The organism is Verrucomicrobiia bacterium (genome assembly GCA_035489575.1).
Lineage (GTDB): Bacteria > Patescibacteriota > Saccharimonadia > Saccharimonadales > JAGQNK01 > DATHJY01.
Window position 1 is genome coordinate 23,216 of sequence record DATHJY010000014.1, and the last position, 12,864, is coordinate 36,079.

Here is a 12,864-nt window from a genome sequence, read left to right on the forward strand (position 1 = left end):
GGTGAGATGGCTTGCTGGGCTGTCCACAGTTGCCGGGCAAACTTGTTTTGCCGGCGACTTGCGACAGCGCAGCATCACACATTGAGCCGCCGGTGTAGCTCAGCTGGTTAGAGCACAGGACTCATAAGCCTGGGGTCAGTGGTTCAAGTCCACTCACCGGCACCAGAAAGACTTTACCCAAAAAGACATCACGTGATGTCTTTTTGTTTTGGTATGATCTCTATACATATAGAGAACTCCCCTTATGCAATAAATTTGTTATATTTTAAAATAAAATTTTGTCTATATTGCTAGTGAAGCCTTCTTGGGGTGATGTATGGACTTACTTGATGTTTTATGTTATAAATATAAACTTCGGAGCTATTTAACTTCGAAGTACTTCGAAAATCACGTTTTTTCAGTGGAATGGCTTGTAGATTTTGGCGCATATCGCGTGCCCCGAAATCTACAAGCCAACCGACACAACCAGAGGAGAGGTCTGATGACCGACACCACCGAAACTGATACGACCACACCCCACCCGGCGACTGCCTTCATCGAGCAAGCGCTGACCACAGACGGGTTCGCCTCTCGCGTCCACGTGTGGGAGGACACGCTGCGTTACCCCCAGAGGGGAGAGACCTGGTTCACCAGGGAGCACGCCAACGGTGATCCCGAGATCGCGGCGACCAAGCTGGCCGAGCATCTCGCCGAGCGCGAGGTCATAGCTGGCGGCGTCAAGGCCGTGGCGGAGGGCATGTGCACTATCGCTCGCGTCAATCCCAAGGACAGCCGCCGGACTGACCAGGTGTACATGACGGATCAGGCCAACGAACAGTCTGTCTTCCCCCACCCCTTCGGGGCTAGCTCCAACGCCCGCACCGTCGTGGTCATCAACCCTGAGGTTCCGGGTTGCGGTTGCATGCAGCCGGCCCAGGCCCACCTGTTCGGTGTCCACGGCCTACTGGGCCTCAAGGCCATCACCCTGACCGTCGATCCGGGCAACTCCAGCCAGAACCAACTGTGCCTGGTGCTACCGCACCGAAATGCCAGCAGGGGTCCGGCAGCGGTCGCCATCGCCCAATTCGATCTGCAGGGCCATGTCCGCACCCACACGCTGGAACCGCTCCTGGACAACTGGGGTCCCCTGATGTACTCGTTGGGCCTGCAGGACAAGTCCAATGCCTGGCAGATGTGGCAGAGCAGTGGGGGCGATCCCGATTCGACGCTCGGCCCAGGCTGCACCGCCCTGCTGTGCTCCAGCCTGACCAACCTCGGCAGCTACCTGACGGACGCAGCCGACAAGCTCAGCGGCAACCACAGCCACAGCCACTGAAAAGGCGTGACATATGGTCGAGAGGTCTGATTGGTAGGCGCGTCCTGCCAGCTGACCCCTCACCAGGTTGGGTGGCATATTTCCCCTTACAGGGATATACGTCACCCAACCTTCGCGCTTCCATGAATGCGTATTCATGCTGATGAGTCCAAGAGGACGAAAAGCGCTACACTTAAAGCCATGCAAGAAGTATGGCAACTATACGGCGAAGATGGGCAGCCGCTGACCGGCCAAGGCGCCAGTAAAGACGACGCCTACACCAAGGGGCTCCTGCATGCCGCCAGCCAAATATGGATCTGGCGATATACAGACAGTGGCGTAGAAGTGCTGGTGCAAAAACGAGCTGCTGGCAAACGCACCTGGCCCAACTTTTATGACATTTCTGTGGGCGGACACATCAACCTGGGCGAGACACCCGAAGCTGCCGGCAAACGCGAAGCCCAGGAAGAGCTGGGTCTGGATGTTCAGACAGCCATGCTGGAATCAATCGGCCGTTATCGGGTGCACGTACCAGTTGGTGACACTGACGACATTGAAAATGAGTTCCAGTATATGTACTTGCTCCAGGTGGCGCCGGACACCGCTTTTATCCTAGATACGAGCGAATTAGCCTCTGTAGAGTGGAAGCCGCTGGATACTTTCATGGACGAGGTATACCACCACTCCGACCTGTATGTGCCACATGGCAACGACTACTTTGAAAAGGTCATACAGGCCCTGCGCACCAAGCCCACACCATAGTGTCGCAAAAACCACAGGTGTAAAAGTCGACTATCGCTATTGTTGTTTTACAAAAACTATTGACTCGTTAGTATTGTTAGTGTAATAATGACACTATCAACTAATCAGTATTGACTAATTCGCTCTAGAGTTGTAAGAATACTAAGTTGATAAAACCTCGCCTTTATGGCTTGAGGAATAACAGAGAATGGTAGCGGCTTAAGAGCTGCCCGTTCGTTAACAGTTTGGAACCATACGCTTTTACAAAAGGAGAATTGGTGCTTACCCACAGCGATTTTGAATTCGCTGCAGGCAGCGTCATTGGCCGCGAACACCGCGACGTGATCAAGAACTGCCAGGACGGCTTCACCGTTGTCCAGGGAGACTTGTGCACCGTGGCAATCGTGGCAGACGGCTGCGGCAGCGGAGCGCACAGCGAAGTTGGAGCCCAATTGGGTGTCCGCTTGCTGGCAACCAGCATTTGCAATGAGGTGCGGCATCGGCGTTCGTACGACCTGAACTGGGAGCGCATCCGCATGGATGTGTTGTCTCAGCTCAGCGTACTGACAAGGAGTATGGGAGGCGACTATCGGGAAACCGTCAACAGTCACTTCCTGTTCACCGTCGTTGGTGCGCTACTGGCCTACGACGCCGCGATCTTTTTTGCCATTGGTGACGGTGTCATCATGGTGAACAACGAGCTCATCCCCGGACTCGGCCCCTTCCCTGGTAACAAGCCGCCCTACTTGGGCTATGGCTTGCTGCCGGGAAATGTTGACCTTGCTCCGGATGATCTGGAGTTTCAGATCGTTGCCCAGTGCCCACTGGATGACCTGGAAAGCTTTCTGATTGGCAGTGATGGGGTCCTAGACCTCAGAAGAGTCAGTCAGAAGTGCATGCCAGGCATATCCAAACAAGTAGGTGGGATCGAGCAGTTCTGGACCGATGACCGCTACTTCGACAACGAAGAACTCGTGAACCGTCAGCTCAAGCTGATCGGTCGCGACTGGCCCAGGCGCAACCCGCAACTGGGTCTTCTCCCGGACGACACCGCCCTCGTGGCTGGCCGTCGTCACCAACAACCAAGCCCCTGAAGGAGGGAGCTTTATGGCAACTGTCTATCTCAAAGGCCGTCGCCGGCAGCTCTCGCCAGACAAGGCGATAGGCGCAGGCGGCGAGGCCTATGTCTACGACCTGGGCGATGGTACGGTTCTGAAGCTGTACAAGCAGCCGAACGACCCAAGCTACGCCACCAACCCTGCTGCCCCAGCTGGCGCCATTCAGCGACTGCAGGAACAGCAGCTCAAGCTGCCGGCTTTCCCCAAAGGACTGCCTGCACAGGTGGTGACCCCCATCGACCTGGCCTACGACGGCAACCCCGGCAGTATCGTCGGCTACACTATGCAATATCTCCGCAGCATGGAGGTGTTGCTGGCCTACGCCGACCAGGAGTACCGCGAGACAGGTGGCATTGACCACAACCAGGTAGTGCAGATCTATACGAACCTGCATAGCCTGGTGCAGCAGATACACAGCCGGCAGGCAGTGATCGGCGACTTCAACGACCTGAATGTGCTTGTTGACCAAAACGACCAGGTGTACCTGGTCGATGCGGACAGCATGCAGTTTGGGAAGTTCATGTGCCGAGCCTTCACCTTCCGGTTTGTCGACCCGCTCGTCTGTGAGCCCAACAAATTGGAGATGGCTCACCCCCACAGCCCAGACTCTGACTGGTACGCGTTCAACGTGATGTTGTTCCAGTCATTGCTCTTTGTGGGGCCCTACGGTGGGATCCATCGCCCACCCAAGCGCGCGGATCGTCTGGAGCACGACGACCGGGTACTGGCCCGCCTTTCGGTGTTTCACCCAAGCGTCCAGTATCCCAAGCCCGCTCTACCCATGGGCCACTTGCCCGACGAACTGCTGCAGCACTTCCAGCAGGTGTACGATCAGGACAGGAGGGGAACCTTCCCCGAGAACCTGCTGAGGACACTGCGCTGGACAGCCTGCACCAATTGCGGTATTGCCCACGCCCGGCCCATCTGCCCGGCTTGTGCAGCACCCGGCATTGTCAAGCAGACGGTGGTCAAGCGCGGCACGGTAACTGCAACTCGGATCCACACCACCGGTCGCCTCCTGCATGTCGTTTTCCAAGCCAACAAGCTTCGGTACCTCTACCATGAGAACCAGGCTTTTCGGCGCGAGGACGGCACTGTAGTGGCGAGCGGCAAACTGGACTCCGGACTGCGGTTCCGGATCGCACAAGACACCACCCTGTTAGGTAAACGGGAACGACTGCTAGTATTCGAGCCCGGGGCTACCCCCCAGGTCCAGAGCGCCGAAGTCGCTGCCCGCGACCTGACCATGTTCGACGCGAACGAGCGAAACTACTTCTGGCTACAGAATGGCCAGCTGGTTCGTAACGGACGCCTCGGTCCCGATTACATCGGTACCGTCCTGTCTGGTCGCACGCTGTTCTGGACCGGCAATCGGTTCGGTTTCGGCTTCTACCAGGCCGGTCAGATATCGCGGGCCTTCGTGTTCGACACCCAGGGCACAAGCCTGAATGACCAGGTGCAAATCCCCACCCTGCCAGGTCAGCTGATTGACGCCACGTGTGTCTTCAGTGATCAATTGGCCTGGTTCATGGTGAGCCTCCAGGAAAACGGACGACGCATCAACCGGTGTTACGTCATCAACAAGAATGGTGACGTAGTAGGAGAACTGACCGCCGACCAGGACGAATCGACCTGGTTAGCAGCCAGCATCCGCGGGCGACTAGCTAGCGGTTCGTCGCTGTTCGCAGCAACGGACGAAGGCATCGTCCAGGTAACGGTCGAAAACCACACCATCAGCGTGGCCCAGACCTTCCCAGACACCGAGCCATTCGTGGACGACGACACACAGCTGCTTGCCGGCAACGGCGGCATCTATGCAGTGTCCACCCGCAAGGGTGAGATCATTCACCTGCAGATCCAGTAAGCCCCCAAGAGACAGAAAGCAGGACACCATGTCCACCATCGAACTTCCCCTGCCCGGCTTCTACGACCCGGCCAACGTCGTCGACGACAGCCGCTGGATCAAGTTCAGCAAACTCCTGCAGGCAGCCACGGAATGGCGCATCGCGCACCAGCTCAAGGCCGCCGTCGGGGACCGCACCAAGATCGGCCTGCTGCTGATCGACAACCAGAACACGTTCTGCCACCCCAACGGTGAGCTGTTCGTGGCCGGTGCCGACGAGGACAGCCGTCGGGTCGTCGAGTTCGTGTACCGGTACCTCGGGATCATCACCGACATCCACTGCACGCTCGACACCCACCGCGCCTTCGCGGTGTTCCACCCCACGTTCCTGGTGAACGAAGCGGGCAATGGGCACCCGGACCCCTTCACGGCGGTCAGCCTCCAGGACATCAAGGACGGTGTCTGGCGAGCCAGCCCGTTCATGGCCTCGGCCCTGAAGTCCAACCTGGTGTCGGCTCAGGCGCAGCTGGAGCACTACACGGCAGAGCTGGAGAAGGCTGGCCGCTACCAGCTGATGATCTGGCCGTTCCACGGCATGCTCGGCGACAAGGGTCACAACCTGGTCAGCGGCCTGTTCGAGGCCTGCACCTTCCATGCCATGGCGCGTGGGGCGCAGACCGGCATCCAGATCAAGGGCCTCAACCCGTGGGTCGAGGAGTACTCGATCCTGGGGCCCGAGGTCACCAAGCTGGCCGACGGCACCGGCGTGCCCCGGCGCACCGAGTTCCTTCAGCAGCTGCTGGACTACGACGTGCTGATCATCGGCGGCCAGGCCAAGAGCCACTGCGTGGCCTGGACCATCGACGATCTGCTGCGGGACATCCTGGCCCGCGATCCCCAACTGGCCAAGAAGGTGTACATCCTGGAGGACTGCACCTCGCCGGTCACCGGCTTCGAAGCCCAGGGCGAGGACGCCTTCGAACGATTCCGGAAGGCCGGCATGCACCTGGTGAAGTCCACGGACCCCATCAACACCTGGCCCGACTTCCCCGTCCTCTAGGCCAACCGAGGGCTGGTGTATCCGTAGAGGAGTGATATTTCTCCAGAAGGACGCATCAGCCCTCCGACACCCCTACTCGAAGAACACGGCGACAACGCCACAACCCTTCAATGAGAGGAAGTACCACAGATGACCTCCATCCCCGCCGACCTCGGCACCCTGCTGGGTGACGCCGGTCTCGACGACGAAACCGCTGCCAGCATCGTGCTGACGGCAGACACCCTCGGCCCGGCCATCCAGGCCGGCCTGGGCGACATCACGCTGGACGACGTCAAGTCGTCGGAGCTGACCCTGGTCACCCAGGTGGTGGACGACAGCACCTCCATCCGCATGGAAGGCAACAGCCAGCCCGTCCGTGATGGACACAACCTGGTGCTGGACGCCCTGGACGGCTCCAAGCAGTCATCCAGCCTGCTCATCAGTACCCGTCTGCTCAACCGCGATGTCCTGTTCCCGTACCGACCCCTGGCCGGTGCCGTGCGGCTGGACACCAGCAACTACAACCCCAGCGGTGGCACCCCTCTGTACGACCAGACGGACATCGTGCTCACCAGCGTGGGCATCCGGATGGCCGAGTTCGAACAGGGTGCCGTCACGGTGCGATCGGTCACAGCCATCATCACCGACGGCGCCGACAGCGAGTACTACGACTACCGGGACCCGGAGAACCCCAACGTCCCGCCGTCGCTGACCCAGAAGGTGACCGGCCTGCTCAAGACCGAGCGGCACATCATCATCGGAGTCGGCATCAGCGACGTCAAGGGCAGATGCCACTCCTGTGGCTTCGACCTGGACCAGGCCCCGCCCGACGACAACAAGTGCCCCAGCTGCCACAGCGTGGTCGGCACCGACTTCAAGCGAGTCTTCCGGGAGATGGGTATCCGCGACGAGTGGATCCTGACGCCCAAGAACACACCCAGCCAGATCCGCGAGGCGTTCGCGGTCGTCAGCCAGTCGGCCGTCCGGGCCAGCCAGGCTGCCGGCACCGGCTTCTCGCAGGTCGCCCTCGGCGGCTTCGGGAACTAGTTGTCCCGGCAACAGCAATAAGAGCTGTATGGTTCCAAACTAGTGCGAATCAGATTCGCACGAGCGGTAGGGGTGGAGTGCCTTCACGGGTACTACGTTCTCCCTTTATGGGATCGAACACCACCCTTACCGCATACAGCTCCATGTGTAACTTCACATGCTGATGAGTCGAGCCATTACGGCAAAAGACGAAAGCTACCAACCCCCAAACTCCCCCAAAAAATCCATTTCAGGGTTCGACCCTGTAACAGGGTCGAACCCTGAATGGATTGGGGTGATTAAGTTTTGGGTAAAACGTCGAGTTTGCCATGCAACGGCACAGATCCCATACCTATGATCTCCTCTACAAACGGGGAATCTTCTGGAATGTCATTCAAGATATAAATGGGTTTGTTCAAATAAAATGCCAGTGACATTTCCATCAGCACATTGCCGCCAATGTAGTTGGCTACGCCATGCTTTTCATCGTTCAGAATCAAGACAGCATCACCCTTGGCAACTTTGTCAAAGTGATCCCGCATCAGCTTGGCTTTTTTGTGGTAGTCTTCTGGGTTTTCAAACCACGTCTTGCTGCTGCTGACGGCAAAGTTGCCAGTCTTTTTCATTTTTGTAGCACCGTCAGGCACCAGCACGGTATAGCCTTGTTTTTGTAGTTCTTCTTGCAAGTCTACTGCCTTGCGATAAAACGCCACACTCGAGCAAATAACAATTGTTTTCATCATCCTAGTATACAAAACAAAAACCCTGACGTGTGTCAGGGTTTCATATGACCCGGAGCAACCTAGACTACAGCGATGTCTATTTCTGGTCGCATCTGCCCCAAAACCTGGAGGGCTTGGTGCACTTGGTGATCGACAAGCTCGCCAAAGTAGTCGTGGTGGTCGTCGGCCTTCCGCGTACCGTCCATAACCGGCAACACACCTTGTACTATCCACGCCTGGAACTGTGGAGCCCATTTGCGACTGCCGCGGCGGGCAGTTACAGAGCAATTGTCTACCATGTAATCAACGCCTCGGGCCCGCATGTAGGGGTTGAGTGAGTCAACTGACTCAATGATGGATTCGTTAATGACTTCTGACCAGTAGTGACCGTTCTCACGCAGCGTGTCTACTTGCGCTACCATGGCAGCCACATAGATGCCGGCGGTGTCGGGGTCTATCTTGGTCTCGGTGGCTGTGGTGCTGGTACGAACTTTTTCGCCCACACGCCACATAGCGCCACCGTCCACCCGGGTCATAGCCACTTGGTGTTCGTCGTCAGATACGACTTCTTCAATCTCGCGTCCACTAGAAACGTCCCAGTAAATTTTCTGGATAAGCTGTTTCATGTGCGGATAGGCAGCATTGTAGGCAGTCTTGAATCGATCCTTTTCCTCACCCTCAAATTGGCCTACCAATGCCTTGATACCTTGGTGAGAAATCGTCTGTGAAATAGGGCCAACCACCGACCCTACCGTCTCTGCATAAGCTTGCTCAGCGGCAGTACCATGCTGTACCTTCCAGGCATAAACTGCCTCGACAATACCGTGGACGCCACCCAGTAAAATAGCTCGCTCACCAAAAATGTCCGAGCGCCATTCCATCCCCAGCGTAGTCTGAAAGGTATAGGGCGCACCAATGGCCAAAGCCCAGGCTAGCGCTCGGTCGCGTGCCGCGGCGTCACCTTGCTGCAGCGCAAAACTGGCGTTGATACCGCTGCCCTGCTCATACAGTCGACGCACTGACGGGCCCATACCCTTGGGGCACACACCAATAACGTTGACGTCACTGCGAATCTTTTGACCAACAGACTCTAGGTAGCCTAGATAAAATCCATGTGACAGGCAGATATCAGAACCCGACTTGGCAAGGCCAATGAGTTCCTTGCCATGCTGCGCCATGGCGGCATCAGCAATAAGCAGCAGTGTCATGTCAGCATTCTTGATAGCTTCTTCGACAGTAGTCAGCGTGCCATCAGCCTCCGTAAAGCCCGCAGCCTTGGCCTTGGCACGAGAGGCAGACCCTTCGCGGAGTCCCACCACCACCTTGATATCTAGACCTGCGGCCTTAATAGAGTCGCGCAAATTCTGCGCCTGGGCTGGCCCTTGAGAGCTCCAGCCAATCACCGAAATCTGTTTGACGTTTACAAGAGCGCTCTTGAGGAGGTCGAGTTTGCGGTCCCCGCCGTACATAACTGTTTCTGTTGTACCTGCAATATCTACTGTTTTGAGCAGACCAGCAAACGCCTGAGATTCAAAAGTGTTTGCCTGTTGGGGAGACTTCATACCTTCCTCCTTAAAAGTTAAAACCCTAGTATTTACTCCCCGTAGATAAATTGCAAGCGTAGGTCTGTTGTCTGATATCATGATGAGATGTCACAAGCTACACTCCACCCCAAAGTACAAGCCGCACTAGAAACTCACAACATCCAAGCCCAGCTACTGCCCTGCGACCCGGACCTGGCCGACACTGCCGCTTTTTGCGAACACTACGGCTACAGCCTAGACCAATCCGCCAATACTATTCTGGTGGCTTCCAAAAAAGTAGAACCCACTAACTATGCGGTCTGCGTGGTGCTAGCTACTACCAGGCTGGACGTCAATAAAAAGGTCTGTCAGCTACTAGCGGTCAAACGCGCCTCGTTTGCCAGCGGCGAAGAAACCGTTGCACAAACAGACATGATGATTGGCGGCGTCGTTGCCATTGGCGTTTCAGACCTGCCCATTTATATAGATGCAGCCGTTATGAAACAACAAAAGGTCATCATGGGTGGCGGCAACCGTTCCAGCAAACTACTGTTGGACCCCCAGGAACTAACCAAACTGCCCAACGCCCAAGTCGTAGACGATCTGGCAAAACCAAAGGAATAAAAAAGAGCCTCCGGCGTCGGAGGCTCTTTTAGGTTAAGCAGAGACGATGATTATATGTCGCCCGCGTAAGCGTAACTTTGGTTTACGGCTGACGCGCAATTTGCTGCGTGGTGTTTTAATGTCTTGTATTAACATATTTTTGATTTAGTGTCGTTTGGTGAATATATCGCTTAGTTCTGAGTCTACTTGTACGATCTTTTCATCGTTAGATGGTATGAGTTCGTACGCCAAGCCTTTTACTACTGCTAACATGTGGTGCCTTGTTAAGAGCTTTCCTAAGCTCTTCCCCCTATTAATTTTTGTAGTGTTTGTTTTGATGCATCAACAGTATTCATTATACACGCTTTTGCTTATTTGTCAATATCCTTATATTAAATATCCAAACACTCCAGGTACGGTCACCCTCAACCCTTCTGTGCCATAGCTCCTGTAACAATAATCGACAATGTCAGCCCGATACTTTCCTGGAGAATAGATTGATGTATATCACCCAGATCAGTGACTTCCGTCCAGCCAATATCCTTAAGGAGTGCTGCGACCTGTTGCTTAGCGCCTTCGTTGTTGCCCGAAACCCATCCTACAGCCGGAGTTATGCCGCTCTCGCCGGGGTTGATCATCATGCCAGCAGGGGTAATGTTAAGCGTCTTCACAACATTCGATTCTGGCAGCCAGGATTGTATGGATTCGCCCATGGATCGATCCGTAAAAGCCATTTTAGGCGGCACTTTACCAAAATCAGTGTTATTGCTGACATCAATAATGGTCTTGCTCTCTAACTCCAGGGCTAGTGGCGTAACGGCTCCCTCAATCTCTGTCCAGGGGTTAATGGCTATGAGTATCACCTCACCAAAGGCTGCCGCATCTTGTAACGAGCCAACCCGTGCCTTCGGCCCTATGGTCTGCTGCCAAGCAACAATCGCTTCTTGCGCTGGATTGCGAGCACCAATGCATATCTCATGACCTTTTGCCGCCCATGCTTTGCCTAATGTCCGCGCCACTGTGCCCGATCCCAGTATTCCAATTTTCATGATTAATCCCCTGACTAGTTTTGTAATAGTAACCAATGTATACTAATAGACTTAATGCCTGAAGACGGCACTTTAAAGTAGCTTGCTTACTAGAAAGAAACTTATGCATCCTTGCCTAGAACAACCAAAGGGCACAAAGAGAACAGCCTGTCCCGTAAACGGCTTAATGCCTCGACTTGGCGACAAATGGACAATTCATGTCGTTGCCATGCTCTACGAAAGTGATCAGTTGAGATTTTCAGAACTAAAAAACGGTATTGAGGGAGTATCCCAGAAAATGCTGACCGTCACCCTCCGGGCCTTGGAGCGAGACGGGCTTGTTGAGCGCTCTGTCTTCCCCGAAGTTCCACCAAGAGTAGAGTATGCCCTAACAGATTTGGGCAAAAGTCTGCTCCCCGCTATGCGCGAGTTTATGGACTGGCTGCAAATGAGTTGGCCAACCATTCAAGAAAATCGAATAGGTTTTGACGCAATACTCGAGCAGCAATAGCCCCACAAAATCCCAAGCCAGGTATCGTAAATACTTCTTAAGTGTATATTTTGGTGCGAGTGAGGGGTTTATCGTTATTGATGCCTTTGGTAAATTCAAACTGGAGTAAGTCCAGGTTGTCTGCCATAAAGCTACCCGCACTGCCACCCATATATATACGCCACAGGCGAGTAAATGCTTGGTCAGTGGTGAGCAGCCGGTGTTTTATCTCTCCGGCCGCAAACAGCTCCTTCACTGCGTCTATATTGTTTTCGTAGTTCTCCCACCAGCGATAGAGTGTCAAACCATAGTGCCGACGCAGACTTTCGACCACAGGGTCTCGCCAGCCTTCCATGGCTGCCGCATCTAGCACTATGCCACCCGTGGGCAAGTTGCCACCAGGGAAAACCTGCTTGTCTATGAGCCCATTCACCCGCTTATCAAACTGCTGAGCAATGGTATGCAGCACCGTGATACCCCCCGTCTTGAGCAGGTTGTTTACTGCGGCAAAGTACTGCTTCTGATTGCCCCGGCCGATGTGTTCATACATACCCACGCTGGCTACTCGGTCAAATCGCTCAGATTCATTCCACGTTCTGGCCTGCGCCGCCAGCTCTCGGTAGTCCAGCTGCATGAAAGTCACTTGGCCCTCTAAACCTCGATCTCGGGCTGCCTGCTGTGACGCCTCTAGCTGTTCCCGACTGAGGGTAATACCCACCCCAATCACGCCATACTCCTCGGCAGCAGTGAACAGCAGCTCACCCCACCCCGAACCTATATCTAGCAGACGCTGGCCCGGCTCGAGCTGTAGCTTCTTAAGTACCAGGTGCCGCTTGCGCGCCTGAGCCTCTTCAAGAGACATATTATCTGGATCTTCGTCAAAATAAGCGCACGAATAGGTCATAGTTTTATCCAGAAACAATTTGTAAAATTCGTTACTGATATCGTAGTGCGAGGCCGGATCATTTGGCTCATTAGCGCGAAATTTGTCAAAAAACCGAGCTAATCGCTCGTGTCGCAGTGTGCGGTTTTGGGCCATAATATGCACTAACTTGTCCACTGGTGGCACAGCCCCTGGGTTGTCTGGGTCAACAAAATCTAGGTCACCGTAAATATACCCTTCACCGACCGCCAAGGCTGCATCACGCTCGACCGCCAGCCGCCCTAGCACTTTGGGTGTATTATGCAGCACTGCACCTAATTCTGGGCTAGTATCGCCATAGGTCTGCGTGTCTCCGTTTGTGTAAGTGACCTCAAGACCACCATGTTTGACCATGCGCCCCAAGCTAGCATGTACAAGCCGGTCCGAGCCAGCCGTTATTTTATCTTGTGCAAACCTTTCAACAGCCTCGGCAGCCGGCAAAAAGCGTTCTGGTATTCCTTGTTCGACAAACTCAATCATGCGCGCGAGTATACTAAAGCTTAAGCATATTTAAC

The 12,864-nt window shown here is 55.0% G+C and carries 12 protein-coding genes and 1 tRNA gene; 9 read left to right on the forward strand and 4 right to left on the reverse strand.

From position 1 onward, the window contains the following. The first annotated feature begins 88 nt into the window (after positions 1 to 88). The 7 genes from VK694_07695 (at position 89) to VK694_07725 (ending at position 7,082) form a co-directional block, all read left to right on the forward strand. Positions 89 to 165: transfer RNA gene (locus tag VK694_07695), tRNA-Met, on the forward strand. Between the two features lie 316 nt (positions 166 to 481). After that, positions 482 to 1,315 carry a hypothetical protein gene (locus VK694_07700; protein HTE58592.1) on the forward strand — a complete coding sequence of 278 codons (834 nt, stop codon included), beginning with the start codon at positions 482 to 484 and terminating at the stop codon, positions 1,313 to 1,315. 180 nt (positions 1,316 to 1,495) lie between these two features. Beyond that, positions 1,496 to 2,056: an NUDIX domain-containing protein gene (locus tag VK694_07705; protein ID HTE58593.1), complete on the forward strand. Its 561-nt coding sequence runs from the start codon at positions 1,496 to 1,498 to the stop codon at positions 2,054 to 2,056. Positions 2,057 to 2,313: 257 nt separating this feature from the next. Next, the gene (locus VK694_07710; protein HTE58594.1) at positions 2,314 to 3,129 is read left to right on the forward strand and encodes a protein phosphatase 2C domain-containing protein; all 816 of its coding nucleotides are present in this window, start codon (positions 2,314 to 2,316) and stop codon (positions 3,127 to 3,129) included. Between the two features lie 13 nt (positions 3,130 to 3,142). Continuing rightward, positions 3,143 to 5,017 carry a hypothetical protein gene (locus VK694_07715; GenBank protein ID HTE58595.1) on the forward strand — a complete coding sequence of 625 codons (1,875 nt, stop codon included), beginning with the start codon at positions 3,143 to 3,145 and terminating at the stop codon, positions 5,015 to 5,017. Between the two features lie 28 nt (positions 5,018 to 5,045). Then, positions 5,046 to 6,056: an isochorismatase gene (locus tag VK694_07720; protein ID HTE58596.1), complete on the forward strand. Its 1,011-nt coding sequence runs from the start codon at positions 5,046 to 5,048 to the stop codon at positions 6,054 to 6,056. Between the two features lie 129 nt (positions 6,057 to 6,185). Continuing rightward, entirely contained in the window at positions 6,186 to 7,082 is an 897-nt protein-coding gene (locus VK694_07725; protein HTE58597.1) for a zinc ribbon domain-containing protein, read from the forward strand. A 278-nt stretch (positions 7,083 to 7,360) separates the two neighbouring features. Here the strand turns inward: VK694_07725 and VK694_07730 are convergent, their stop codons facing one another. Both VK694_07730 and VK694_07735 read right to left on the reverse strand, forming a co-directional pair. After that, complete coding sequence (locus VK694_07730) at positions 7,361 to 7,801, reverse strand: hypothetical protein (GenBank protein HTE58598.1); 441 nt, start codon at positions 7,799 to 7,801, stop codon at positions 7,361 to 7,363. Positions 7,802 to 7,863: 62 nt separating this feature from the next. Next, positions 7,864 to 9,345, reverse strand: a complete 1,482-nt coding sequence (locus tag VK694_07735) for a ketol-acid reductoisomerase (GenBank protein HTE58599.1) — start codon at positions 9,343 to 9,345, stop codon at positions 7,864 to 7,866. 87 nt (positions 9,346 to 9,432) lie between these two features. On the opposite strand from VK694_07735, the gene VK694_07740 reads away from it, so the two are divergent. Beyond that, positions 9,433 to 9,930, forward strand: coding sequence for a YbaK/EbsC family protein (locus VK694_07740; protein HTE58600.1), 498 nt, complete (start codon positions 9,433 to 9,435; stop codon positions 9,928 to 9,930). A 404-nt stretch (positions 9,931 to 10,334) separates the two neighbouring features. Here the strand turns inward: VK694_07740 and VK694_07745 are convergent, their stop codons facing one another. Next, the gene (locus tag VK694_07745) at positions 10,335 to 10,958 is read right to left on the reverse strand and encodes an NAD(P)-binding domain-containing protein (GenBank protein HTE58601.1); all 624 of its coding nucleotides are present in this window, start codon (positions 10,956 to 10,958) and stop codon (positions 10,335 to 10,337) included. Between the two features lie 166 nt (positions 10,959 to 11,124). Here VK694_07745 and VK694_07750 point away from each other — a divergent pair, with 166 nt between their 5' ends. After that, positions 11,125 to 11,448, forward strand: a complete 324-nt coding sequence (locus tag VK694_07750) for a helix-turn-helix domain-containing protein (protein HTE58602.1) — start codon at positions 11,125 to 11,127, stop codon at positions 11,446 to 11,448. Between the two features lie 37 nt (positions 11,449 to 11,485). On the opposite strand, the gene VK694_07755 is transcribed toward VK694_07750, so the two are convergent. Beyond that, positions 11,486 to 12,829: a cyclopropane-fatty-acyl-phospholipid synthase family protein gene (locus VK694_07755; protein HTE58603.1), complete on the reverse strand. Its 1,344-nt coding sequence runs from the start codon at positions 12,827 to 12,829 to the stop codon at positions 11,486 to 11,488. Positions 12,830 to 12,864: the final 35 nt, after the last annotated feature.

What these genes read in the sequence shown, in the direction of transcription:
- VK694_07730 (HTE58598.1), bottom strand. Translation starts at nt 7,801, where the DNA reads ATGAAAACAATTGTTATTTGCTCGAGTGTGGCGTTTTATCGCAAGGCA.
- VK694_07700 (HTE58592.1), top strand. Translation starts at nt 482, where the DNA reads ATGACCGACACCACCGAAACTGATACGACCACACCCCACCCGGCGACT.
- VK694_07750 (HTE58602.1), top strand. Translation starts at nt 11,125, where the DNA reads ATGCCTCGACTTGGCGACAAATGGACAATTCATGTCGTTGCCATGCTC.
- VK694_07745 (HTE58601.1), bottom strand. Translation starts at nt 10,958, where the DNA reads ATGAAAATTGGAATACTGGGATCGGGCACAGTGGCGCGGACATTAGGC.
- VK694_07735 (HTE58599.1), bottom strand. Translation starts at nt 9,345, where the DNA reads ATGAAGTCTCCCCAACAGGCAAACACTTTTGAATCTCAGGCGTTTGCT.
- VK694_07720 (HTE58596.1), top strand. Translation starts at nt 5,046, where the DNA reads ATGTCCACCATCGAACTTCCCCTGCCCGGCTTCTACGACCCGGCCAAC.
- VK694_07715 (HTE58595.1), top strand. Translation starts at nt 3,143, where the DNA reads ATGGCAACTGTCTATCTCAAAGGCCGTCGCCGGCAGCTCTCGCCAGAC.
- VK694_07705 (HTE58593.1), top strand. Translation starts at nt 1,496, where the DNA reads ATGCAAGAAGTATGGCAACTATACGGCGAAGATGGGCAGCCGCTGACC.
- VK694_07740 (HTE58600.1), top strand. Translation starts at nt 9,433, where the DNA reads ATGTCACAAGCTACACTCCACCCCAAAGTACAAGCCGCACTAGAAACT.
- VK694_07755 (HTE58603.1), bottom strand. Translation starts at nt 12,829, where the DNA reads ATGATTGAGTTTGTCGAACAAGGAATACCAGAACGCTTTTTGCCGGCT.
- VK694_07725 (HTE58597.1), top strand. Translation starts at nt 6,186, where the DNA reads ATGACCTCCATCCCCGCCGACCTCGGCACCCTGCTGGGTGACGCCGGT.